This window comes from Archangium minus (genome assembly GCF_044360475.1).
In the GTDB taxonomy this organism is placed as follows: domain Bacteria; phylum Myxococcota; class Myxococcia; order Myxococcales; family Myxococcaceae; genus Archangium; species Archangium minus.
Genome location: NZ_CP043494.1, coordinates 3,061,053 through 3,084,825, shown reverse-complemented (window position 1 = coordinate 3,084,825; position 23,773 = coordinate 3,061,053). Strand labels below are relative to the sequence as shown.

The following is a 23,773-nucleotide window of genomic DNA, read 5'->3' as shown; positions in this document are numbered from 1 at the left end:
CGAATCCTATGACACCTTCCCAGGCCGAAATCCACGAGCGGGTGCAGCTCATCCTCCAGCAGGCCCGGCGCATCGACGCGATTGTCCGGGCGCTCGTCACCTTCAGCCACGCGGGAGTGACGGAGGGCAAGAGCGTGCCCGACATCCGGGTGATGCTGTCACCGCTGCTGGCCGAGGCGGCGCATCTCTCACGCCTGGGCCGCAAGAGCGCCGACGTGACATGCGTGAGCCACTGCCCCGAGGGCCTGGAGGTGGTGGGCAATCCGCAGCGGCTGGAGCAGGTGTTCGTGAACCTGATCACCAACGCGATCGACGCCTCGCCCCAGGGCGGACGGGTAGAGCTCTTCGCCGAGGAAACGGGAGAGCAGGTGCTCGTGCGCGTAGTGGATCAGGGCCATGGGATTCCGCCCGAGCTGACACAGCGCATCTTCGAGCCCTTCTTCACCACCAAGCAGCCTGGAGAGGGAACGGGGCTGGGGCTCGCGTTGGTATCCAGCATCGTTCAGGAGCACGGCGGCACGTTGGAGGTGGACAGCCAGCCCGGAGCCGGCACCACCTTCACCGTGACGCTCCCGAAGGCGATGGCCCGCCAGTCCACCCTCTAATCAGGCGGACCGCGGAGAGAAGCCTTGGGGGACCAAGTCGATTCTTGTCGGACCAAATTCGGACCAACTCTGGGGGACCGCTTCACAGCTGTGCGCCATGCCGGTGCACTCTGGGTGGAGCCCTCCACTCCGCCTGGGACAACCGGGCACGCGAGGGGGACATCAACTGAGCTGCGGAATGAGGCGCCCTGACCGGTTCAGGCGGGGAGCACCACGAAGCGCGTCCCCGCCGAGACGAGGGCGGACGGGGGCAGGCCGAACATCGCGCGGAAGGCCGTGCTGAAGTGGGCGGCACTGGAGAAGCCGGCGGTGTGGGCGGCTTCGGTCAGGGTTCCACCCCCGGCGAGCGTGCGGGCCGCGACCCGCATGCGGACCCAGGTCCGGTAGCGACGGAAGGGGACGCCCGTCACCTCTCGAATCAGGTGCTGGGCCCGGGACGTGGACAGCTTCAGCCCGGCGGCCACCCCGTCCAGCCGGCACTCCGCCGCATCCAGTCCCTCCACCACCCGCTCCAGCTTCCTCAGCGCCGACGCGACTCGCCGGTCGGCGAGGGGGCTCGTGGGTTCGACCAGCTCTCCCAGCGCCTCCAGGACGCGACGTCCCGCGGCAGCCTTCGCAGCACCCGGCTTCCGCAGGGTGTCCACCGTCTCCGCCGTGGCTGCGTGCTCGAACAACACGCCGCCGCGGGTGCGTCGCCGCCAACCCGGGCCTCCCGCGACGGCGGTGTCCACCGGGTCGAGGTAGAGGAAGGCGATGGCGCCGGTCTCGGCCGTCAGCTGGTGCAGCGTGTTGGGCGGGATGAGCGCGGAGTGGGCCTCGTGGCGGCTTCCTCCCACCGTCACGGTGAAGGGCGCGTCCAGGCTGAGCGCGACACAGGCCACCGCGTTCCGGTGGGGCGCGAGGCGCAGCGACGGGCCGACATAGGCGGAGCGGACCGCGGACACGTACACCACGGGTGTCGCCGTAGCTGGTTCTTGAAAGCGGAGGGGCGCGGCGGTGCCGTAGGACATGGGCTTCACCACCCTCGAGGGAGCTGCGACATGGACATCAAGGCGCTGGCCGCGACACTGATTCTGCTAACGGTGGGCGTGGTCAATCTCATCCCCGGTGTCGTCGCCCTGCTCCCCGACAGGATGGTAGCCCTGTACGGCGTTGGCGTCGACGGTGCCCCCATGGTCCTGCTGATGCGCCACCGGGCCGTGCTCCTCGCATGTGTCGGCTTGGGGCTGGGCGTCGCCGCCTTCGTGCCCGCCCTGCGCCCTCCGGCCCTCGCCTTCGCGGCGTTGAGCAAGCTGAGCTTCCTGGCGCTGTACCTGATGATGCCCGGGCTCACCGCGGAGCTCCGGCGCGTGGCGGCGGTGGACGTTGTGGCCCTGGTGCTGCTGGCCGTGGCCGCGATCCTGGGGTGAACCCCTGGGACGTCACTCATTGCGCGGCGCACCCTTTAAGCCCCTCCTCACCCAGCGCATGTTCTTCAACTCGCCTTTCGCCTGAATGGTGCAGTCGATGAACTCTGGCCGGACATCAGGGTCAGCCATCACGAGGCAACGCTGATGACAACGGTGCAGTTGCGTAGCCGGCCCGCGGGGCCCTGGATGGTGCGCGTGGTGGGCGTCAGTCGGCTCGAGCGAACCGGAACACCTGGCCCCTCCCGGTTCCAATCCAGAGCTCCCGGCCATTCGCCGCGAAGGCAGCGGCTGTCGGCCTGTCGCCGAGGAGGGCGAAGTCGAGCCGGTCCTTCACTGCGCCCGTTCCATCCCGGATTTCAGCGGCACCCTCGCTGAGGGTGACGTGGGCCGAGCCATCCGGAGCGCTCGCGGCGGGCAGCGGAAAGGGCAGTTCCCCCAGTGGCTCTCCCGTGTTCGAGGCGAGGCGGGTCGGAGCGCTGAGGCTCCGGGTCACCCACAGCTCCTTGCCGTCCGGGCTCGAGCGCACATCCGTGACCTCGTTGACCCTCCTCGGGTCACCGGGAGTGGCGAGCTGCCGCGTCCAGCGCGCCTGCTTCGTTGACGGGTCGAACGCCACGACCTGGACGCCGTCGAACGACACGAGCAGCCCTCCGTCGAGCACCAGGACGCCCCTCGAACCCTTCGACCGCGACAGGAGCTCCCCGCTCGCGGAGACCACCAGGGTCTCCCACGTGGATGCGTCGAGCGCTCCGGAGATGACCGCACGGCTGCCATCCGGCGAGAGCGCGATGGTTGGATTGAGCAGCTCCGGAGGGGCCTGGAACACGCGCTTCACCACCACCTCGCTGCGCAGGAGGACCTGGGCAAGGCCGTCCTTCAGCCGGGCAACCACCTCGCCGGCGGTGTGCACCCGCAGGTCGCCTGCCTCACCAAGTTCCTGCACCACCGCGCGCTCGTTCCCCATCGGCGTCCAGACACGAAGGGTCCCGTCCGCCGCGGTGGTCACCGTCCCCTCGGGCGTTGCGGCAATCGAGGTTATCTCCGCCGTGTGGCCGACGCCGAGCGCAACCTCGCCGGTCACGCTGCTCGCGCTCAGGTCCACCAGCGCACCACGAATCACCGCCCACCGCGCTCCGGGGCCTACCGCCGAGACTGCCGGCGGCCCGCTCTTCGAGGAAGTCGGCGCGTGGATCCGCTGGAGCTCCGCTCTATCGACCCAGGATAGCACCAGCACGTCTCCGCACCAGCGAAGCAGCCGCTCCCCGTCGGGAGACAGCAGCGTCTCCAGCGCGAGGCAGTCGGAGGGAAACGGCCAGAGGGTGGGCGGGCCTTCGTCCTCCGACGGCGTCCACTCGATGACGCCGTCGCGGGTGAGCCCGCGGATGCTCCGTCCGTCACGCGAGATGACCGCGAGCGACGGCGGCTGCAGCTCGCCGAGCGGGTGTCGTGCCACCAGGTCGCCGTCATCGCCGTCGAGCCAGAGCAGCTCGAAGCGCTCGCTGGCGCTCACGAACACCGCCTCGCCATCCGCGCTCACCGCGAGTGCAATGGAGGTGGGCGCGGAGAACGCCGGGCGCGTCCAGAGCGGCTTCGCATCTCCGGGGCGGAACGCCACCAGCGCTCCCGTGGCGGTCGCACCAACCAGCAGTGAGCCGTCCTGCGAGAACGCCACCGCCTCGAAGGAGTCCTCCTCGTCCGCGAGGACCCTGGGCTGCGAGGCCCCCCGCTCGCCGAGCTCCCGCAGCAGCAGCCGCCCCGACTGGGCATAGGCCACGAGGCCGCCGTCATGTGAGAGGGCGAGCACCCGGGCCGGTCCGTCGAGCGGAGCGTGCGGTTGCTCCTCGCCGGAGGAGACGTCCCAGCGGTGGAGCCGGGAGCCGGCCGCAATCACCAGCACCCGCCCGTCCGCGGAGATGGCCATCGCCGTCGGAGCCTCCGCGGTCGTCAGGCCGGGCCTCCCGAGGGTGAGGGTGTGCTGCCACTCCCCGGAATGAAGCGCCGGCCCACCCTGCCTCGCGGCGGGCATGCCCCAGTCTGGGAAGACCCGAGGCCGCTTCGTGTACCAGTGCGACGGGCTCGTCCAGTCCTCCAGCGCTCGCTCGGCGATGCTGCCGAGCGTGGGGAGGGAGCCCGCCAGGCCCGCTGAGGCCACCAACACCAGCAGGGAGGCCGGGAATGGCAGTCCCTTCAGCAGCGCGAGCGCGCCGAGTCCCGCCGCGAGGACCAGCGCCGCCGCGGCGAACGCAAGCACGAAGGCCAGGGGAGCGAAGATGATGTAGAGGCCGCAGATACCGCCGTCGCAGTTGCCCTTGGTGAGGAAGGAGTAGACCGCGAAGGCGGCCCAGACGCCCGCCAGCGCGCCGCCGCCGTACGAGATGCGCCACCAGCTCTTTCCAGAGAGCGAGAAGGCGCCCTCCTGACGGGCACGCGGCGCGAGCCTGGCGATGACGGGCACCAGGGCCAGCACTGCTACGAGGAACACCCAGGGTGCGGGCGCCAGTAGGCCCATGGCGTTCGTACGCAGGGCATCGACGAGCGTAACGATGAAGCCCACGGAGCTGAAGACGAGAGCGGCGAAGAGCGACAGGCGCGAGCGATGAGACGTCATGGATGTGGGGCCCTTCCGAGGGACAGGCGGCCCTGCCCCGTTTCATGGGACAGCGCGTGCCCTCGCAGTGTGGTGCGCGTCCATGTGGCGAGCCTTGCGGCGAAGCCGAGTATGTGGCTCACCCCGACGGCTGGCTACCGGAATCGTTCACGTGCCTTCGAGTCGCCACGGTGGAGAAGCCGCGCAGCCCCTTGGGGTACACGCCGGCCCAGGCCGCCCTGGACCCTGGAGTCCCTTGGGAAGCTCCAGGGGCCCATGTGGTGGCCGCTAGCGCTTCGCGGCCAGCTTCTTCAGCACGCGGTACTGCGCGGCGAGCATCGGCGGGTTCGGATCATGGCCGGTGCGCGGCACCATGATCAGCTCCTTGTGCGGCGCCGTGATGCGCTCGAAGTAGCGGCGCGTGACGGAGGTCGGCGTGACCAGATCCTCGGTCCCCTGGATGAGATAGACCGGCATCTCGAAGTGCGTACCGAGCTTCGGCAGATCGACGCCCTCCAGCATGCCGTCGCCCTTCATGCCGACCGCCTGGAGGTACGACCAGTCGTCGGCTTCGTCGAAGGCCGCTGCATGCGGAGCATACAAGGGCGCCAGCTTCCACCACTCGGCTCGGGGCGGCTCGGTGCGCGCGCGCTCGTACTGCCGGGTGACGCGGCGCAGCGCGCCGAAGCTGCGCGGGTCGGTCCACGGCGGTGGTCCCACTTGCTGCACGATGGCCTGCGCCTTCTGGTCGCCGGCGGCCCTGGCCGCGGCCAGCGTCTGTTCGTACGAGGCCCGGCCGTCTTCGACGCGGCTCACCAGTTGTGCCGTACCGACGTAGGCACTGAACAGGGACGGCCTGGCCAGCGCCATGTGCACGCCCAGCACGGAACCCCATGACGAGCCAAAGAGGATGACGCGCGGCTGGCCGAGCCGGCGCGTGACGAAGGCAGCCACTTCGAGACCGTCCTGCGTCATGCGCTCAAGGGTCAGCTTGTCGCCTTCCGCCGGGCGGGTTTTCACGAAGGTCATGCCAGCGCCGCGCTGATCCCACTGGACGAGCATGAAGTCGCGCTCCCAGTCGCCATACAGTGCGCTGGCGTACGGACTCAAGGCATTGCCGGGGCCACCATGGATGACCAGGACCGCGGGCTTGCGGCAGTCGGCGCCGTCGAAGGTCACCCACTGGGGGATGCCGCCGATCTGGACATAGCCGGCTTCATGCACCGGCGCGCCGCCGGCAGGGCAATCGAACCGGGCAGGGAGCTCCTGAGCAGCGGCGGACAGCGACAGGCCGCAGACGAGGGAGGCGAGTAGTCTTTTCATGGGTGGGTGAGCTCCTGGCTCCTGTCCTTCCTCTACGTGCGCATGCCCATCTCCATTGCGGTGATGGGATCGGGTTGGCTTCAAGGGTCGGGGAGACAATATTTGAACCTGCGATCCCTTGGGGGCCCGGAAGGGGCTATGCAATATCACTCGCCCGGGAGCGGCTCCCCCGTTAAGAGGCCTCTCGGACCAGAGCCACGAATGACGATCGATCTCGAGAAGCTTGCCGCCGTTCCCAGCCCCACCCCACTCCGGAGCGCGGAGGTCGAGCGGGGGGTCGCCGATTCCGTCGCCTACCTCGGCTCGGATGCCGCGCTGCACAGCATCGAGCGCGATCCGTACTGGCCCAAGTGGAACTCCCCGTGGTGGCACATGCTGCTGCTCCACGAGCTCGGCGAAGCACGCCAGATCCCCTCGCGCACCTCCGCGGCGATGGCCGCGAGGATCGATCGGCTCTTGCACCTCTTCCCGATCCACCCGAGCGATGCTCCGGGTGCGGACATGCAGCGCGACAGTGCCTGTCATTGCGCCCTCGGCACGATGTACCCGGTGCTCGCCGCGTGCGGCATCGACGTCGAGCGGACACTGCCCTGGGTCAAACCCTGGTTCGTGCGCTACCAGATGGCCGATGGCGGCCTCAACTGCGACAACACCGCGTACCTCCAGACCAGCGAGTGCCCCAGCTCGATGGTCGGGACTGTCCCGCCGCTCGAGGCCATGCTGCTCGGCGCGGCCGGCTCGAGCGAGCAGCGCGCCTTTGCCACTCGCGCCGGTGGCTTCCTGATGGACCGTGCCCTCATTCACGGCTCGCGGACCGTACACAACGCCGAGGAGCGCGGTGCGGCGGTGGCCTGGCGCGCGCTCACGTTCCCACGCTTCTACTTCTACGACGTGCTGCGCGGACTGGCCGTCCTGGTGCGGTGGGCCGAGGCAACCGAGCAGCGGCTGCCGGAGGCCGCGGTCGCCACCGTCGTCAATGCTCTCGTCGAGCGCTGGCCCGACGGCGTCGTGCGCGTCGAGCGCCAGGCCCATGCCGGGAAGACCACCCTGCTCCCGACGGCCGATCGCTCGCCCAGCCCGCGTGCGCCGGCCTCGACGTTCCCGCTGCTCGATGCGGTGAGCAGGCTGGGCGAGCCGTCCGAGGCGCTGACGCGGCAGTGGTCCGAGGCCCGCGCCGGCTTGCTCCGGCTCGCCCGCGCGGGGCGCCTCGTCACCTAGCCGTGCTCATTCTTGGCTGTGGCGGCGTAAGCCTCAACACCTTGCGCCCAGCAACTGCTCCCCGCGCCCGCCCGCCGTTCAATTTCCACTGTCGCCAGTTCCGGGGAGCCGACTACGGTGGGCGGCTATGACTCTACGGCTCAGCGCTACCCCCGAATACCTTCAGCAATGCCGCGATGCACAGGCTCGAGAGCAGGCTGCATCGCTGACCGCCACCGACCAATGGGCCCACGTAGACAAGGCTCAGGCGCACCAAGATTTCCACCGCCTCTACGGTGACTTGGTACCGCTCATTGACCACAGCGAGCCGTCTTCACCCGCAGTCCAGCAGCTGATTGCGCGGCACTACGCCATCGCGGCCCGTTTCTACCCCGCGTCGCGGCAGGCCTACGTGGGCACTGCACTCTTCTATGCGGAGAACGCTGACATGAAGGCGTTCCACGACGCCTACCACCCGCGCCTCGTAGAGTTTTTAGGCGAGGCGATGTTTGTCTACGCGCATAGTGAACTTTGAGTGCCCGCATGGCCGTATGACGTGGCCGTGTTTTCTGGCCGCTACCGTGGCAGTGGTATGGGCGCCCGGCACGCCTGCAGCGCCGTCCGCAATTCGCCCTCGTCCCCTTCCCGCCGCTCGATCTCGGCCATAGCCGCCTGGGCGAACTGGTCGAGGATCGCGCCCGGCTGACTCGCTCTTGGGCCCGCCAGGGTAGCACGACCGTACTACTGGGCCCCCTTCCTCGCCATGGGCCGAGAGACGCCCTGCGCCTGGCCGCGCGCGGCTTTCAGCAACCTCATCACAGGCAGGCCGCGCTCTGCGGTGGAAGGGAGGTGCGGGCGGCGGAACCCTACTTCGTCTTTCGTGAGGTCAACCGGGCGGGAAAGCGCTCCTCGACACCGGGCAGGAACAGGGGCCGACCCTCGAGGGCGGCCTGGATGGCCAGTTCGAAGTCGAGGTCGCCATAGCGGTCGAGCACCGCCGGGTCGAAGAAGTCTGTTCCGTTCCCCTCCCCTTCGTTCTCGATGTCCGGCTCCAGCGTCTCCCAGCCTGCGCGCGACGCGTAGAGCAGCGAACGCACCCCTCCGTCCGAGTAGATGAAGGTGTGCGTGTCGAGGAAGCTCGCCCTCGCCCTGAGCCCGCCCGTGGCGCTGAGGACGGCGTTGTGGTCCCCGTACTGGCCGAAGAGCCAGTCGTCCACGAAGACCGAGCCTTCGACGAAGACCCGCGCCCCATTGCCGAACGAGAGCGTCCGCGCCTGGAGGTCTCCCCGGACAATGACAAGCCCGGGGAGATACTCGTAGGTCCACAGGTTGAGGTGGCCGGACGTCTTGAGGGGACCGTCGACCAGGACGACATAGGGGCCTTTGCCCGTGTCGATGTCTTCGGAACCGTCGACGCCCCCGTCGATGATGCGAAGCTTGCCGTGAGGCAGGCCGTTGGGGCGGCGCTCGAGGTCCCAGAGCTCCGCCTCCCGCGGGTGAAGGTGGAGGCGCGAGTGGAGCTCCGCGAAAGTCGTCTCCCGGCCAAGGTCTTCGAGTCGAGTGGGGGGCATGAAGTGCATCATGCCTCTGGTCTTGCCGAGGCCCACGGTCGATTGGCGTGAAATAAAGGTTCAACGGGCGCGACCGTGCCGCGCAGGGACCTGGAGCGCGAAATGGAGTCCGAGGGAAGCGTCGTGCTGCTGGGAGGCTATGGCGTGGTGGGGGCCCGGCTCGCCGGGCTGCTGCGGGAGCGGCACCCGGACCTGCCGCTGGTCATCGCCGGCCGTCGGAAGGAGCCGGCCGATCGTCTACTCACGCAGCTGCTCGACCCACATCGGGAACTCCAGGCGCTGAGACCTGGTCTCGGCGCCTGCGCCCCGAGCACGGGGCTGCACCGGCCTTCCCAACCCCGTGCCACGAATCTCCCTTGGCGCATAGCCGAATCGCTTCCGGAAGACCCGGCTGAAGTGGGCCTCGTTCATCAACCCGAATTCCGATGCGACGTCCGCGATACGGCGGTGCTCACCGGGGTCCGCCAGGGCGGAGTGGATGCGCTCAAGGCGACGCCCCAGGATGTAGCGTGCGACCCCCTGGAATGGCGCGAAGAGCTCGTAGAGAACCGAGCGCGAGACGCCCACGGCCGCGCTGATTCGCGCCGACGAGAGATCCGGCTCCGTCAGGTTCCGCTCGATGAAGCGCCGTGCGCGCACCAGCGCCGTGGCCTGGAGGTGTGGCCGGACTCCATCGAGGGTCGCCCGTGTCGGCATCAGACACGCCGCGATGACCTGCTGGGTAGCGCGGGCCAGTTGCGGCGCCTGGCTGGCCGTCAGCGCAGGCGCGGCACGAATCAGGGACTGCGTGTGCTCCAGGAGCAACCGCGCCATTCCGCCCTTCAGCCGGGCACCATGCAGCGTCTCGGTCGCGGGCAGCACCTGGGCCATCATGCTCCGGGGCAGGACAATGCAGGCGCCCGACAGGGGCCCCATCGGCAGGGACAGCGGCTGACCCAGGTCCTGGATCAGCACCTCCCCGTCGGCCAATCCCAGGATGAAATGGTCGAGCGAGTCCGAGCGGATTCTTGCGGGCGAGCGCTCGTACGCCAGCGCATCCGCGCGCATGGTGCCCAGAATCATCGGTCCGAGCTGGATGCAGGTGGCCCTGGCACGGAACCGGCCCCGGGCCGCGTCCGTGGAGGAAGAGACCTCGTACAGCGCCGACATGGCGTCGTGCCACGCCCCGAAGCGCTCCGCCTCGGGCAGTGCCTCCGTCGAGAAGCGGGCAATGGGCAGTGGGGGCGTCGTCAAGGGGTACCGGGCCTCTTTCTGCGCGACCCCCAGCGTCCCGTCAAGCCTCCTGGGCACCAGGGCGTGGCGAGGAAGCGTCCACCACCCAGTTTCCATGGAACCCGAAGGGGACACGCCGTGGCACGGCCGCGGTCGCGATGGGGCCGCGGCCGATGTCCAGCGCTTCGAAGACCAGCAGGTCGCTGCGATTCTCCGCGGCCCGCCACACCACTGCGGTGAGCCACCCGTCTCCCTCCGCGGCAGTGGCGAAGCGAGGGATGAACACGGGCTCCGAGACGAGGTCTCCGCGAGGGAGAGCATACACCTGCCGCTGGCCCGTCTTCACGTCCAGGTGGACAAGGGCGTTGAGGCGCAATGGCTCGCAGGTGTTCTCACCGTGGAGGTCCGCGCCATACCAGCCGTGGCGGTAGGGCAGGCCCATCCGGCGCTCATCGAAGCGTGGAAACTCACCCTCCAGGTCGTCGATGGGCTCCTGTCGAATGGTGTCCGAAGCGCCCGACAGGTCGAAGGTCCAGCGCCAGAGGCGAGCCATTCCATGGGGGCCGGCAGTGCCATCGGCCAGGGGGAACATCGGAGCCGCGTCATAACGGAAGACATCCGCGAAGAGCCTGCCGTCCGCTTCCCAGGCGTTCATGGGATGGAAGACGTGGCACGCCTCGGTGTTGAACCAGCGCAGCGTCGACACGTCGGCATCCCGGCGCATCACGCCGACATAGGCGGCGCGCGAGGGTTCCCAGGCAATGGCCGGAAGGCCCCGCGCGGCCCGCTCCACACTTCCGGTCAGCGGCAGGACCGGGAACAGGACGTAGTGCTCGGTCACCAGGAAGTCATGCATCATGGAGCAGTAGGGCGCCTGGAAGTCGTCCCGTCGGATGACCCTGCCCCTGGCATCCGTCACCCCATAGCGGACCGTGGCACTCAACGGCGCTTCACCGACGTCGTAGGCGAACCAGACCAATTCCCCAGTCCGGGGGTCGACCTTGGGATGAGCGGTGACGCGTCCTCCAGGGCCGGAAACATAGCCACAAGGCTCCAGGCTCCCGTGGGCGACTTCAAAGGGAGGAGAGGACTCGTTCAGAGCCAGCAGCCGGCCGGCGTGGTGGAGGATGTTGGTATTCGCGACCCCCGCGTCCCGCCCCTGCGCAAGCGGATCATTGAGCGCCGTATTGAAGCCCGCGAACAGCGAGCGTCCAGCGGCGTGCTCCCACTCCCATTTCGGAGTCCGCACGTACCGGTTCCGGTAGGTCACGGTGCCGCCCTCGATATGGAAGGCATGAACCATTCCGTCGCCGGCGAACCAGTGGTGGTGAGGGTCACGCGGCTCGAACTGCGGATTAGGACCGATGCGGTAGAGCGTGCCGCGTATCCCGGCAGGAAGCTCGCCCCTGACCTGCAGGGTGAAATCATCCTCGGAGCGAATGGGCGCGAAGTTGCCCATGAGGTAGGGGTTGATGGAAGGACGGCGGTCCATGGTGGTTCTCCGGAGGTGACCGGTGCGGATGGCACCGGCGGTGTCGGCGTGAGGCGTTCCTCGCCGCTCCGGGCTCCTCATACGTCCGGGGCTCGAACCACCGTTATCGCGTGCGTCCGGGATTCTTGACTGCGCATCCGGAGGAGCCTGCCTGCCGTCAGTCCCGGTCCAGCATTGCCGTGATCGTCCGGGGCGGAGCGCGTCGTCATCTCGATCGTCGCGTGCGGATGAGCCTTCCCGCGGCGGAACGTTATCCCTCGCGCTTGATCCGTTCCCGACGCGCGCGTTCACGGTCGCTCGGTGAATCGAGCGCGGCGCTGTCGATCTTGATGTCGCCGACGCGCTCGTAGTGCGCGATCAGGGTGCCCGTGCTCGAGACGCGCGAACTGGTCAGCTTGTAGGAATGCGGCGCGGAGCCGTCTGTGAACAGCTTTTTGCCGCCGCCCAGCACAACTGGCACCGTAAAGATGCTCATCGCGTCGACAAGGTCGTTGGCCAGCAGCGCGTGCACGAGTTCGGTGCTGCCTTGGGTGACCAGGTTCGGGCCGTCTTCCTCGCGCAAGCGCTTCACGTCGGCGATGTCGCGGAGAAGGACCGAGCCCCGCCAACTCGTATCGACCTCGCCCGAACGCGAAATCGTGTATTTCTTGATTCCATTGAACAGCTTGGCGATGCCGCCATGAGAAGCGTTTTCGTCGTAATAGGGCCAGTATCCGGCGAAAATCTCGTAGGTTTTGCGGCCAAGCAGGAGGTCGAACTTCTCGTTGAAGAGGTGGTCCAACTCCTCGCCAAACTCCTGATCGAAATAGGGCATCACCCAGCCGCCGAACTTGAAGCCCTGGGTCGGATCCTCAGTAGGCCCGCCGGGCGCCTGCATGACGCCATCCATGGAAACCATGGCGCCGACGATGATCTTCCGCATGGCTCACTCTCCTTGATCTGACCCTTGGACAAACGGGCCGCGAAGCACTGGAAGGATTGAAGGCCTTCCATGAGGAGGCCGCTCCGTGTCAAGTCCCAGCACTGCCCCCAAGTCGAGTACCTCCTGAACTACCGCTCCGCCACGCTTCCATCCGCACTCTCGTAGGGCCCTTTCGTGGCCCGGTGCACGTTGGGGTCCGAACCGACCGGGTGCTGCCATCTGTTGAGCGAGCTCGAAGCTCCCAGGCCTTCGACGGAACGGGCGGTTTCGCGCTGCCATGTGGGGTGGAACACAAGGGTCTTGAGCTGGCCCCTGGGGCCACGCTTAGCATGCTTTCAGGAGAGATTCGGTATGCGCGACCTGATTCGCAGTGGACGTTTCGCCCAGATAGCCCGCCTGACCCGCAAGGCGCTGCGGGTGTACGCCGAGCAGGGGTTGCTCCGTCCGGTGCATACCGATCCCCTTTCGGGCTACCACTATTACAGCTTCAGCCAACTGGAAGACGCCCGCAGAATTACCCGGCTGAGGGACTTCAACATGTCTCTGGAGGACATCCGGGAAGCCCTGAGAACATGGCATGCACCCGAGCTCTCCAGCCTGCTCCAACAGCAGCAGCGAAAGCTGCAGGCCCAGCAGGAGGACATCCAGCGGGTCCTGAACGACCTGCGGGCCTTCATACAGACCGAGCGGTCCCTGTATCAGGTGAACACCAAAAAAGTCCTGCCCCAGCGCTGCATCACCCGGCGTGCCCGCTGCGCCCCCGAGCATTCCTGTGCCTTCATTGATGCCGCACAGCCAGCGCTGCTCACAGCGCTCAGAGAGGCAGGAGCCCACCCGGCCGGGTCTGGAATCGTGCGGTACTTCGAGAGCGAGGGGGAGGACACCTGGGATGTGGAGGTCTGCCAGCCCTTTGCGATCGATGGACCCCTGCTGCTTCCAGAAGGGTTCGATGTGCTGACCCTCCCGGGAGGAACGGCGGCCTACACGGTGCATGAGGGGGAATGCGGCGGGGATTTCGGGCTGCAGGGAGCCTATGAGGCGGTCTGGAACTGGATCCGGGAACACGGCCACGAAACCCAGGGGCCCCCCTATGAGGTGTACCTGTTCGAAGAGGGCAACACCGACGACACCGCCGATTACCGCACCGAAGTGGCCTGGCTGATCCGCTGAGCCAGGAAACACCACTCCGCACAACAACAGAAAACCCACGCAAGAGGTTTCGCCAGAAGCGAAGCCAAGGAGGAGTCATGTCTCAACGCAAGCTGGGAAACACAGGCATTCAGGTCAGCGCCCTCGGACTGGGCGGATGGACCATCGGAGGCCCCTTCCGGGGCGGCACCGACGAATGGGGTTACGGACCGGTGGACGACCGAGAATCCATCCAGGCGATCCAGAGGGCGGTCGACCTGGGCGTGACATTCTTTGACACCGCTGCCAATTATGGGGCTGGGCACAGTGAGAGGATTTTGGGAAAGGCCCTCGGCAGTCGCAGGTCCAGCGTGGTGATCGCCACGAAGTTCGGCTACCGGGTGCTGGACGACCAGAAGCGGGTAGACGGTCCGGAGGTCCATCAGGAAGCCATCCGCCGCTCCTGCGAGGCCAGCCTGCGCAGGTTGGGTACGGAATACATCGACCTGTTCCTGTTCCATGTGGGTGACCATCCCGCGGATCAGGTGGATGAGGTGCTGGACACCCTGGAATCCCTCGTGGCGGAGGGCCACATCCGCGCCTATGGATGGAGCACCGATGATCCGGCGCGGGCCAGGGCTTTCACCGCTGGAAAGCACTGTGCGGCCATCCAGCACCAGCTCAACATCTTCGAGGACAATCCTGAAATGCTCAGGCTCTGCGAGGAGATGGGCATGGCCAGCATCAACCGGGGTCCGCTGGCAATGGGACTGCTGACCGGAAAATACGCCAGAGGTGCACGCTTCGACTCCACCGACATTCGCGGTGCCAACGTACCGTGGATGAAGTACTTCCAGAACGGTCAGCCCAATCCTGAATGGCTTGCCCGCCTGGAGCAGGTGAAGGACATCCTCACCTCCCAGGGCCGGACCCTTGCCCAGGGCGCACTGGCCTGGCTGTGGGCACACAGCCCGGTGACCCTGCCGATTCCGGGATTCCGCACGGTGGCGCAGGCGGAGGAGAATGCCCGCGCCCTGGAATTCGGACCACTGACCCCGCGGCAGATGCAGGAGATCAACCGGATCCTCGGACAATCGGTGGGGTAAGCCCATCCGGAGTTCACAGCTCGACGCGGGTGCCGTCGAAGCGGGTGAAGACGAAGCCCTGGAAGACGGACTCGGCGTAGGTGGCGCGCTCCTCGCGGAGGAAGCGGATGAAGTAGTCCTCGCCCAGGCGGTTACCCGCACGGTTGTCGGCCCGGTAGTGCACGCCGTAGGCATCTCTTCCCGCCGAGACATTGTGCGCCAGCTTGTTGAGCTCGCCGCCCACGGTGAGCGGGGGCCCATCCACTCCGGGGACGTAGGGCTCAAGTGCCGTGCCATCCCGGTTGGGCTTGACGGGGTTGGGAATGACGAAATCTTCCCGGAACCAGGCCTTGAGGAGAGAGACCCGGGTGCCCGCGCCCCACCCGTGGCCCCCCGGGTACGCGGGGTCCGGGGGCGATCCAATGGGCATCATGACCGGAAGCAGGTACGAGCCCCGGCCCCCGTTGAGCCCGCGCCGCTCGTTGATCTGCTCGTTGTGGACGTAGATTCGATCGAGCACCGGCGAGTTCAGCAGTTCCGGGTGGATGGGATAGTCCGCGGCACCCCGGCGGCGGTTGTGCACGCGCCCGCTGAAGGCATCCGGCCGCAAGTAACGGTTGACGAACCACTTGCCATAGAAGCCGGCATGGCTGGCGCGGGTGAGGCTGCCAATAAGCGTGAACAGGTGGCCGGCGCCGAAGCTGGCGAAGCCTTCCTGCTTGGTGCTCGCCGACACGTACGGGTTGCGCTCGCTCAGAGGCGGCCGGAACGGGGGGCCATAGCTCAGGAGGATGAGGGCCGCCCGGATGTAGGGGCTGAAGATCACGTCCACCCCGGCATACTGGCCCAGGCCACGCAGGTTGTGGATGTAGCGCAGCACGGGATCCATCTGCGGGGTGCCAGGAAACGTGCCGGGCGGAAAGCCGCGCTGGGCAGCCAGCCACTCGTCATAGGAACTCATGAAGTCAATGCCATCGCCCGTGGTGACAGGCAGCGGCACCTGCATCCGGGGCTCAATGGGAATGCCATCATATTGCCAGGGCTGGAGCAGGAACTGGGAGACCATGGGCCCGTCGAGCACCCCGGGGTAGTCGATGCGGAAGATGTTCTGGGGGGTGATGGGCTTGGGGCCCCGGTAGCCGGAATAGCGGCTGAGGTCCTCGATGGCCGCGGCGATGGTCGGATCTGTCGGGTAATCGGTGAAGGGGATGTCACGGCAGAGCGCCATCCAATAGAGCTCCGCCATCTGCGCGGCGGCCTCGGGGCTCGCCAGGGCGGGCGGTGGCTCGTAGGAGAGGGCGGCAGCGTCTGGCCCTACCAAATCATAGGTCAATCCCCCCATGGGGTTGAACAGACGTACGAGGCCCCCCAGGGGGATGGCCTCGAAGTCCTCGAAGCGACCGGTGTCGATCGCGCGCAGAAGCGCGTTGTAGGCGGCTGGCTCCACCTCGCCCAGCGCATTGTGGGGCAAGCCCTTGGAGTAGTTGCCGATACGGTTGGGGTAGCGCTCCTCATCCCCGTTGGTCCGTTTGGGAAAGATGCCCTGGTTGTATTCGTTGAGGGCTGCCTGTTGGCGCAGCTGGTACGAGCGGATGCGCCGAGCCAGGGCTCTGCGCGTTTCCGAATTCGCGGGTTCCTCGTCGGGCGGCTCGCAGGCGGTGTTGACAAGAGTGGTGGTGCCCGCCGTCAGAGTGGCCAGTGCCATTCCTCCCAAACCGCTCAGGAAGCCGCGGCGGCTGGGGAGTCCGTCCACCTCGCCGGCTTCACTGTGCGCTGAAGGCTCTGCACCTGGTGCCTGCTCATGAGGGGTTATGCGTTGCGTGCTCATTCGTTTGCCCCCGCGTGCCCAAGCGCGCCCCCGCGCGCCGGAGATGCAGGTACCCATTGAGCCTTTTTCCCCCGAGGATTCCATCCGCTTTCGCCACCAGGTTAAACTGCGGACTTCCTCGAGGTGCTCGTGGTGGACGAATCAACACCCACTCCGGACGAACGTGCAGCAGGGAATGGCACCGCACGCTCTCGGGCGACCTTGGGCGCCCGGCTGTGCGACGTGGATGTGGGGAGGAATAGCAGCTCTTTTCTTTGCGAGATCCTCGATGAACGCTCGAATTGGCTATCTCCACCATGTGGGTCTCGTGGTGGACGACTTGGACCAGGCACTCACACTCTACCAGCGGCTTGGCTTTCGGCTGCAGCCGCCCGCCTATCCAGTCATGTCGCTCCAGGAAGGCGAGCCGCCCAAACCATTGGGCGCGGCCAACACCCACGTCGAGTTTCCGCGAAACTTCGTCGAGCTCATGACCCTCCTCGGGGACGATGACCAACCCCCCCGCCATGCCACGCCCGTGCCGATTCAGGTACCGCCCGCGGTGCGGCCACGGGTTCTGGAGACGATCAAGCGCACGGTTGCGACGGTCAGCGCATGCCGTTCGCGTTTCGAGGGCCTGCATATCCTCGTCTTTCAAACTCCGGACGCCGAGGCCACCGGGGAGCAACTGCGCGCCGAGGGAGTGCGCCACAGCGGCGTCAACACCGTGCAACGCCAGCTCGACACGGAGGACGGGCCGAGGTCGAGGACTTCGAACGTCGCTACGCGCGCTACCTCGCTCGCCCCGCACGGAGCGACGGTCCAGCACGCGTCTTCGAGCTCGATGACGCCCGGGTAACGATCATTCCCAACTCTGGCCTCGCGACTGCCCTGCCGGGAGAGCAAGCCCCGGCCTTGCCCGCCTTCGTTGCTTACGCCGTGGCAGTCCGGGACCTTGAAGCCACGCGAGCATTGCTGCACGAGAATGGGTTTCCAGTCATGAGCACCGCCGGGGGGGACATCTTCGTTCCCGCCACGGCCGCACTCGGTGCCGCAGTCATTTTTCGCGAGCGCTCGAGGAGCAGCGAGAGCGACGAGGCGCACCAAGGGCGTGGAGCCTCCGATGACCGGATAAGCTGACGGGAGCACTTCGCGGGAGAGACAGAAATGGGCGACACACCTTCGTGGAGCGGCGGCAGGTTGGGGCCATACCTCGTGGGCAGGCGTTCCTGGGACATCGGGGTGGGCCTGGGCCGCATCCACGAGGCACACAACCTCGAGACGGGGGCCTTCGCCTTGGTGCTGGATCCGGGGCGGGTGGAGACGTGGCGCTCGCACACGGCTTGGACGGTACGCGCCACGAGTCAGGTGTTGCCCCCGTTCATCGCCCTGGAGGTGGAGCTCGCGCCGGATTCGCAGGCCCCCGCCTTCGACGAGCTGCCGCTGATGTTCGACCTGCTCAAGGGCTCGCTGGGGCATGTCCGTACCCGGGACCGAGCGGAGGTGCACGCACACCTCACCCGGAAGCCCCAAGGAGCGTGGCCGAGGCAACTGCTCGCACGTGGGCCCTGGCTGCTCGCGGGAGCCGGAGTCGCAGTGGCGGCGGGGCTCGCGCTGACGCTCTGGCCACGTCCTCCCGAATCCACCCAGACGCAACAGGCTCCAGCGGTGGCCGAGACCGCGCTCGACGAGCCCATCGCCTTCACTGACGCGCTGGACGCCACACCCCAGGTCATCGGCTACCCCATGCCGAAAGCACCTTTCAAGGAGCAGCGGAAACCGCCCTGCCTCGAGGGAACCGAGGTGGAGATTCGCGGTGGCTGTTGGGTCACCCTCGAAGCGCGCCCTCCCTGCCCCAGGAGCACCGCCGAGTTCGAGGGCAAGTGTTACATGCCCGTGAGGAAGAAGGACCCGCCGCCGAGTTCGCTCCAGCCCTGAGACGCCTCGAGGATTTAAAGAGTGAACAACTCCGCTGCCTTGAGTTGATCGTCGCCATCGACGATATGTCCCCCCGCGATGAGGACCTTGCCGTTGGGCAGCAGCACCGCCGCGAGGTTTTGGCGAGCGATGAGCATGGGGGCGGCAAGACTCCAGGTGCCCGTGGCCGGGTCATAAACCTCCGCCGTCACCTGAGAACCTTCGATGCCGCCGAATCCCCCCGCGACGAGGATCTTGCCGTTGGGCAGCAGCGTCGCTGTGTGGGTGAAGTGATCTTCAGCCATGGAGTCGGTAGCGCTCCAGGTGCCCGTGGCCGGGTCATACAGCTCCACGGTCGGGAGGCGGCTACGAGTTCCTCCTGCGACAAGGACCTTGCCGCTGAGCAGCAGCGTCGCTGTGTGGCCGTCGCGAGATGAAGCCATGGAGCCAGTAGCACTCCAGGTGCCCGTGGCCGGGTCGTACACCTCCGCCGTCGCGAGATGGCTTGTACTGCCCCACCCCCCAGCGACGAGGACCTTGCCGTTGGGCAGCAGCGTCGCCGTGTGGTTGTAGCGAGAGGAGGCCATGGAGCCGGTAGCGCTCCAGGTGCCCGTGGCCGGGTCATACAGCTCCGCTGTCGAGAGACCGCTGCCCCCCACGACGAGGACCTTGCCGTTGGGCAGCAGCGTCGCCGTGTGGTGGGTGCGCTCGTCCGCCATGGAACCAGTAGGGCTCCAGACGCCCGTGGCCGGGTCGTACACCTCCGCCGTCGCAGTTCCGCCGATCGTTCCTTCCACCGCGTTGAGACCAGTTCCCCCCACGACGAGGACCTTGCCGTCTGGCAGCAGCGTGGACGTGTGGTAGGCGCGCTCGCCGGCCATGGAACCGGTCAGGCTCCAGGTGCCCGTGGCCGGGTCGTACACCTCCGCCGTCTTGTAGGAGTATGCATCCATCATGAATTCCTCGAGCACGCCCCCGCTGACGAGGACCTTGCCGTTGGGCAGCACCGTCGCTTTGTGGGCGCGGCGAGGTTGGACCAGGGAGCCCGTCCGGGCCCAACTGCCCACAGGGGGAGGACAGGCCGGCAGCCCCGTCACCGCGAAGCTCTGAGTCGCAATCCGGTAGAAGGCGTTGATGACGGTGACGGTGATGGAAGGGGGCGCGCTGGCGCTGACACAGGAGGGGGCTGTCCAGGTGACGCGGCTGCGGAAGGCGTCGTGGCTCGGCGGGTCCAGCGCGCCTGTCGAGGCCTCCCATATAAAGGAGAGGGCAGAGCCCTGTGGATCACTCGCAACCACTTCATAGGTGAGCACCTGGCCCGGGGAGGCGGAGTCCGAGGAGCGGTAGGTGCGGATGATGGCGGGAGGGAGCTGGTGGGAAGGAGGCGTGTTGCTGATGCACAAGGCGACGGTGCCGGTGTTCAGCCCGCCATGTCCGTCCGAAACCGAGACAGTCAGGCGGCAGTTGTTGCAGGCACCGGCGGGCAGAAGGGAGGGGGTGAATTGAGCGGAGCTGGAGGAAGCGTTGGTCCAGGAGCCGGAGCAGGAGGCGCTCCATGCGTAGGAGAGGCTGTCGCCATCCGGGTCAGAGGCAGAGACGGAGACGGAGGTCGTCTGCCCGACGGGAAGCCGCGTGGGAGAGGCGGAGAGAGAGGCCACCCGCGGTGAGCTGTTGAAGGCGATGGAAAGCTGAGCCTCTCCCTCTCCGCCGTTGAGGGAGACATGGATGGCCAGGACAACGCGAGAGGACAGGCCACGTGAGTCCGTCACGGTGAGGGTGAGGGACTGAATGCCGGTGGAGTCAGGCGCTGTCCACGAAGTGGAGGCCTCGGAGGGAGAAGAGAAGGAGCCCGCTGTGGCCGTCCAGTCATAGGAGAGGACGTCGCCCGGGTTGGGATCATGGGCCGAGGCCACCAGGGAAAGAGAGCCGCCAGCAGGAACGGAGATGGCGGAAGCCTCCAGGGAGTCAATGAGAGGGGCCTCATTGTCGAAGGCGGGAGGAGGATTGACTTCCTGGAGGGTGATGGCGACGAGGGTTGTCTGGTCTTCAGAGATGGTGACGCCGGAAGCGGCGCCCTGGAAGAGCAGGATGCCCGAAGCGTCGAAGGCCTGAGCCTGGAAGGAGCGATGGGCGCCCGCGGGGATGTTTCCGATGGTGCCGCCCCAGACGCCCTGGGTGGGTGCCAGCTCCACGGTCACGGAGGGAATGTCCGAGGCGCTGGAAGTGACGGAGACGCGGGCGATCTCGGAGGAGAGGGCTTGGGGCACGGACACGGCGAACCGAGCTGAGCCGGTTTCGGAGGAAGAGGCCGAGCAGCCCGCCAGCAGCGCCACGATGAGCGCCCACATCCATGGAGTGAATGCCTTTTTCATGAACCCCCCTCCACGACTTGAAGACGCGGCAATGGAGCAGAAAGGAGAGGGGCTGGCCATCGGTCCACATGGCCTGTGCACCGTCTCTTACTGGCCAAAGCTGTCTGATTGTCCGACAGCATTGTCGAGCGCCGCACCAGGGGCCGGCGCAGAGGCAGAATGGACCTCTGTGCCAGAATGGGCTTAAGATTGTGCATCATGAACACCGCATTGGACACGGCATCGCGCGCGCAGGTTTCTCGGGTCGAGAACATGCTCACCCGGCTGCTCGGGGACGACCTCATCGGTATGTATCTCTTCGGCTCGGCAATGAACGGCGGACTGCGACCTAAAAGCGATATCGACATTCTGCTCGCGGTCAAGCAGCCCATCGCCGACGACCGGCGTGTACGGCTGGTCGAGCATCTGTTGGCGCTCTCGGACGATCCAAAGCGAGGAGACCGGGCCCGGCCGCTCGAAGTGACCGCGGTCGTCATTGATGACGTCAAACCGTGGCGGTATCCGGCGCGGCGCGATCTCCAGTTTGGCGAGTGGTTGCGCGATGAGCTCGTGGCGAAGCGGATTCCGCCGCCGACCTTCGATCCGGATCTCGCGATACTGCTCGCCATGCTGAGACAGCACAACGTCGCGCTGCTCGGACCGCCCGCGGCTGAACTCTTCGACCCGATTCCCACGGCCGATTTGAACCGCGCCCTCGCCGAAACGACGGCGCAGTGGACAAGCGAAGACACCTGGAAGGGCGACGAGCGCAACATCCTACTCGCACTCGCGCGCATCTGGGTGACACGCACGACGGGAGCGATCTTCCCTAAAGACGTCGCCGCAACATGGGCGCTGGAACGGCTGCCGCTGAAGCACAGGCCGGCGCTCGAGCTGGCGCGCGCCGCCTATCTCGGCGAATGCGAGGACGATTGGACGAACCGCACCGAGGAGGTGGAGGCCTGCATCCGGCACATGAAAGGCGCCATCGAAGCGACGGCCTGAAGCCACCCGGCCCGCGCCAGAGTGGCGGGCCGGGCGGGAGCCTCCTCCCTCACCGGTGGAGGGGTGTCACGGGGTCAGCGTGAAGCGCCACAGCTCATCGCCGTGAGTGCTGTCGTTCGCGCTGAAGAACACGCTGTTGCCGCTGAGCGCGTACTCGCGGGGATCGCTGGTGCTCGCCCCCCGGCGCGATGTCGCCCACCATCCGCGTGCCCGCCTCGGTGCCATCCGACACTCACAGCTCCAGGCCTCAATAGGCCCCGCCTTCTGGCACCCGTCCGAGTGCATCGGGTATCTTGCCTGCCTTCAGGACTCGTTCATTGGAGCAGACGGCCTCATATGACCAGATGTAAAAAGAGTCCCCAGGCTTCGTCCGCTCCTGTAGGTACGTCGTGAGCTCATCGAAGTCGCTGAAGATCATGCGGTCAGGAGCAGAACTTCCTCTGTAGAAGCGATGCTCCACGATGAGGGCCCCCTCCTCTTCAAGCACCCTGTGCAGCTCCTCAAGCACTCGTGCATCCGTGATACGGGCACCACTTTCGCTCCACATGTCGGCCTCGGACATTCTTGCCCTCCTTGTGAGATGACTCTTGAGTTGCTCGCTGCTTTCCTGCATTGCTCTCCGGCGGCCCGGAGCAAAGACTGAATGGAAGAGATCGCTCGCACTCCAGGATCTTCTTCATGTCCGGAGGCCTTACAAACCGCGTACCGGTCGCTCGCGCGAGGTAAGCCCTCGTTCTCACGAACCCCCTGCCCCGGCCCGTGTCCTATGTGTCCGGGACGTCCCGTGTCCGGCTGCCATTCTGTCAGGCACCTGCGCAGGAGCTGGACGGCCTCATGAGCCAGCAGCGCGGCCCCCCGTGCCCTCCCTTCCCCCTATACTTCTTCCGTCCTGCGGGATACGCAGCCTGTAGTCAGGTGCTCGTTTGTGGTGAGTGAAGTGGACGAGGATGAACCATCAAGCTCGACTGAAAGCGCTCACCGACCTGCTCAGGCCGTGGTCCGAGCTCTGGTCACGTTCCATCCTCCAGAATTGGCCGGAGTCCGGAGCCGCTTATCCCGAATCCTGGCGGCACTACGCTGAAGCGCTCGACGAAGAGGGCGAAAAGAGGCTGGATGGTGGAGAGCTTCCAGGTGAGCCTCCCCAGTCGCTGCATTCGCTCGTGCTCGCTCTTCGTGAGCTGACAGCGCTGCCCTGGCATGAGGGCGTTCAACGCCTGACGACCGCGGACGCGCAGGGCCTCAATGCCAAGAAAGCCCATGAAATCGAGCGGGTCCTCGCCCTGCTCGGGCCGAGAACCCAGACGATTCGACAGGCGGTCGACATCGGTGGCGGCATGGGACACCTCGCGCGTCTCTGTGTCAGGACTTTCGATTGGACCTTCCACAGCATCGATCGTGATACCGCTTTGCAGGAGAAGGGCCGAGACTGGCTGCGAAGAGCCCGGACCCTGCCTCGGGAAAAGCTGTGCTTCATCCACTCCTCCGTCGAAGACGGGCCACAGAGCGAGATTGATCCGCTCTTTTCCGGTCAGGACCGGGTCTCGATTGGTCTACACACCTGCGGGTCGCTCGCGCTGACGCAGATTCGCAAGAGCCAGAAGGCAGGACTCCTCCTGAACTTTGGCTGCTGCTACGACCAGATGGATGCCGCACGGGACTACCCTGTCTCCCGCTTCGGCAAGGCGCATGAACTTCCCATCACCCGACGGGCCCTGTTCCTGGCGACGCGTGGACGACACCACAAGACCGAGGCTGAGTTCGCGCTGATGAAGCGCGTCTACGCGCAACGGTTCGCGCTCGCTCTCTTGCTGGGGCGGAAGTTCCCCGCTCTCGGCTTCGTGCGGGCGGGGGATGCACCCAAGGCGCTCTATGCCGAGAGCTTCGCTGTCTATGCGCGTGATCGCCTGGAGCGACTGCAGCTCGACGTCGGCATGACGGACGCCGAGCTGAATTCCTTTGAAGTATCCGCCCGCCCCGAGACGAGGCGCATCTTCCTCTGTCATCTGCTGAGGGATCGCTTCGCGAGGGCCCTGGAGCTCGTGATTCTGCTCGATCGCGCGCTCCTCCTCGAGGAGCTGGGCTTTCAGGTCGAACTCCTGCAGGTCTTCGACCCACGCCTCTCCCCACGCAACATCGCCCTCATCGCCTCAAGGGCAGACTGA

General features: G+C 66.7%; 21 protein-coding genes. 10 read left to right on the top strand and 11 right to left on the bottom strand.

Going from position 1 to position 23,773, the window contains the following annotated elements:
• Positions 1–8: 8 nt before the first annotated feature.
• Positions 9–605 carry a sensor histidine kinase gene (locus tag F0U60_RS12635; protein ID WP_395818540.1) on the top strand — a complete coding sequence of 199 codons (597 nt, stop codon included), beginning with the start codon at positions 9–11 and terminating at the stop codon, positions 603–605.
• A gap of 197 nt (positions 606–802) precedes the next feature.
• On the opposite strand, the gene F0U60_RS12630 is transcribed toward F0U60_RS12635, so the two are convergent.
• Positions 803–1,615 (bottom strand): helix-turn-helix domain-containing protein, encoded by an 813-nt coding sequence (locus tag F0U60_RS12630; protein WP_395818537.1) that lies wholly within the window; start codon positions 1,613–1,615, stop codon positions 803–805.
• 30 nt (positions 1,616–1,645) lie between these two features.
• Between F0U60_RS12630 and F0U60_RS12625 the strand changes: the two genes are divergently transcribed.
• Positions 1,646–2,014, top strand: a complete 369-nt coding sequence (locus tag F0U60_RS12625) for a phosphopantetheine adenylyltransferase (protein ID WP_395818534.1) — start codon at positions 1,646–1,648, stop codon at positions 2,012–2,014.
• 205 nt (positions 2,015–2,219) lie between these two features.
• On the opposite strand, the gene F0U60_RS12620 is transcribed toward F0U60_RS12625, so the two are convergent.
• On the bottom strand, positions 2,220–4,622 hold the full coding sequence (locus F0U60_RS12620; RefSeq protein ID WP_395818531.1) for a hypothetical protein: 2,403 nt from the start codon (positions 4,620–4,622) through the stop codon (positions 2,220–2,222).
• Between the two features lie 267 nt (positions 4,623–4,889).
• Positions 4,890–5,924: an alpha/beta fold hydrolase gene (locus F0U60_RS12615; protein WP_395818527.1), complete on the bottom strand. Its 1,035-nt coding sequence runs from the start codon at positions 5,922–5,924 to the stop codon at positions 4,890–4,892.
• Positions 5,925–6,125: 201 nt separating this feature from the next.
• On the opposite strand from F0U60_RS12615, the gene F0U60_RS12610 reads away from it, so the two are divergent.
• The gene (locus tag F0U60_RS12610; RefSeq protein WP_395818525.1) at positions 6,126–7,142 is read left to right on the top strand and encodes a hypothetical protein; all 1,017 of its coding nucleotides are present in this window, start codon (positions 6,126–6,128) and stop codon (positions 7,140–7,142) included.
• 127 nt (positions 7,143–7,269) lie between these two features.
• Positions 7,270–7,656, top strand: a complete 387-nt coding sequence (locus F0U60_RS12605; protein ID WP_395818523.1) for a TipAS antibiotic-recognition domain-containing protein — start codon at positions 7,270–7,272, stop codon at positions 7,654–7,656.
• 331 nt (positions 7,657–7,987) lie between these two features.
• Here the strand turns inward: F0U60_RS12605 and F0U60_RS12600 are convergent, their stop codons facing one another.
• The 4 genes from F0U60_RS12600 to F0U60_RS12585 form a co-directional block, all read right to left on the bottom strand.
• A complete protein-coding gene (locus F0U60_RS12600; protein WP_395818520.1) occupies positions 7,988–8,692 on the bottom strand; it encodes a hypothetical protein in 705 nt (234 codons plus the stop codon).
• A gap of 237 nt (positions 8,693–8,929) precedes the next feature.
• The gene (locus F0U60_RS12595) at positions 8,930–9,925 is read right to left on the bottom strand and encodes a helix-turn-helix domain-containing protein (RefSeq protein ID WP_395818517.1); all 996 of its coding nucleotides are present in this window, start codon (positions 9,923–9,925) and stop codon (positions 8,930–8,932) included.
• 40 nt (positions 9,926–9,965) lie between these two features.
• Positions 9,966–11,396 carry a carotenoid oxygenase family protein gene (locus F0U60_RS12590; RefSeq protein WP_395818515.1) on the bottom strand — a complete coding sequence of 477 codons (1,431 nt, stop codon included), beginning with the start codon at positions 11,394–11,396 and terminating at the stop codon, positions 9,966–9,968.
• A 250-nt stretch (positions 11,397–11,646) separates the two neighbouring features.
• Positions 11,647–12,318 (bottom strand): dihydrofolate reductase family protein, encoded by a 672-nt coding sequence (locus tag F0U60_RS12585; protein ID WP_395818512.1) that lies wholly within the window; start codon positions 12,316–12,318, stop codon positions 11,647–11,649.
• A 351-nt stretch (positions 12,319–12,669) separates the two neighbouring features.
• Between F0U60_RS12585 and F0U60_RS12580 the strand changes: the two genes are divergently transcribed.
• Both F0U60_RS12580 and F0U60_RS12575 read left to right on the top strand, forming a co-directional pair.
• Complete coding sequence (locus F0U60_RS12580) at positions 12,670–13,488, top strand: MerR family transcriptional regulator (protein ID WP_395818510.1); 819 nt, start codon at positions 12,670–12,672, stop codon at positions 13,486–13,488.
• A 77-nt stretch (positions 13,489–13,565) separates the two neighbouring features.
• Complete coding sequence (locus F0U60_RS12575) at positions 13,566–14,552, top strand: aldo/keto reductase (RefSeq protein WP_395818508.1); 987 nt, start codon at positions 13,566–13,568, stop codon at positions 14,550–14,552.
• A 13-nt stretch (positions 14,553–14,565) separates the two neighbouring features.
• On the opposite strand, the gene F0U60_RS12570 is transcribed toward F0U60_RS12575, so the two are convergent.
• Positions 14,566–16,236 carry a hypothetical protein gene (locus F0U60_RS12570; RefSeq protein WP_395818505.1) on the bottom strand — a complete coding sequence of 557 codons (1,671 nt, stop codon included), beginning with the start codon at positions 16,234–16,236 and terminating at the stop codon, positions 14,566–14,568.
• A gap of 391 nt (positions 16,237–16,627) precedes the next feature.
• On the opposite strand from F0U60_RS12570, the gene F0U60_RS12565 reads away from it, so the two are divergent.
• Both F0U60_RS12565 and F0U60_RS12560 read left to right on the top strand, forming a co-directional pair.
• The gene (locus F0U60_RS12565) at positions 16,628–17,197 is read left to right on the top strand and encodes a VOC family protein (protein ID WP_395818503.1); all 570 of its coding nucleotides are present in this window, start codon (positions 16,628–16,630) and stop codon (positions 17,195–17,197) included.
• Positions 17,198–17,505: 308 nt separating this feature from the next.
• On the top strand, positions 17,506–18,276 hold the full coding sequence (locus F0U60_RS12560) for a hypothetical protein (protein ID WP_395818500.1): 771 nt from the start codon (positions 17,506–17,508) through the stop codon (positions 18,274–18,276).
• Between the two features lie 14 nt (positions 18,277–18,290).
• Here the strand turns inward: F0U60_RS12560 and F0U60_RS12555 are convergent, their stop codons facing one another.
• The gene (locus tag F0U60_RS12555; protein WP_395818498.1) at positions 18,291–20,627 is read right to left on the bottom strand and encodes a kelch repeat-containing protein; all 2,337 of its coding nucleotides are present in this window, start codon (positions 20,625–20,627) and stop codon (positions 18,291–18,293) included.
• A gap of 198 nt (positions 20,628–20,825) precedes the next feature.
• Between F0U60_RS12555 and F0U60_RS12550 the strand changes: the two genes are divergently transcribed.
• On the top strand, positions 20,826–21,611 hold the full coding sequence (locus F0U60_RS12550) for an aminoglycoside adenylyltransferase family protein (RefSeq protein WP_395818495.1): 786 nt from the start codon (positions 20,826–20,828) through the stop codon (positions 21,609–21,611).
• A 66-nt stretch (positions 21,612–21,677) separates the two neighbouring features.
• On the opposite strand, the gene F0U60_RS12545 is transcribed toward F0U60_RS12550, so the two are convergent.
• Both F0U60_RS12545 and F0U60_RS12540 read right to left on the bottom strand, forming a co-directional pair.
• A complete protein-coding gene (locus F0U60_RS12545) occupies positions 21,678–21,836 on the bottom strand; it encodes a hypothetical protein (protein WP_395818492.1) in 159 nt (52 codons plus the stop codon).
• 22 nt (positions 21,837–21,858) lie between these two features.
• On the bottom strand, positions 21,859–22,173 hold the full coding sequence (locus tag F0U60_RS12540; protein ID WP_395818489.1) for a hypothetical protein: 315 nt from the start codon (positions 22,171–22,173) through the stop codon (positions 21,859–21,861).
• A 385-nt stretch (positions 22,174–22,558) separates the two neighbouring features.
• On the opposite strand from F0U60_RS12540, the gene F0U60_RS12535 reads away from it, so the two are divergent.
• Positions 22,559–23,773, top strand: a complete 1,215-nt coding sequence (locus tag F0U60_RS12535; RefSeq protein ID WP_395818486.1) for a methyltransferase — start codon at positions 22,559–22,561, stop codon at positions 23,771–23,773.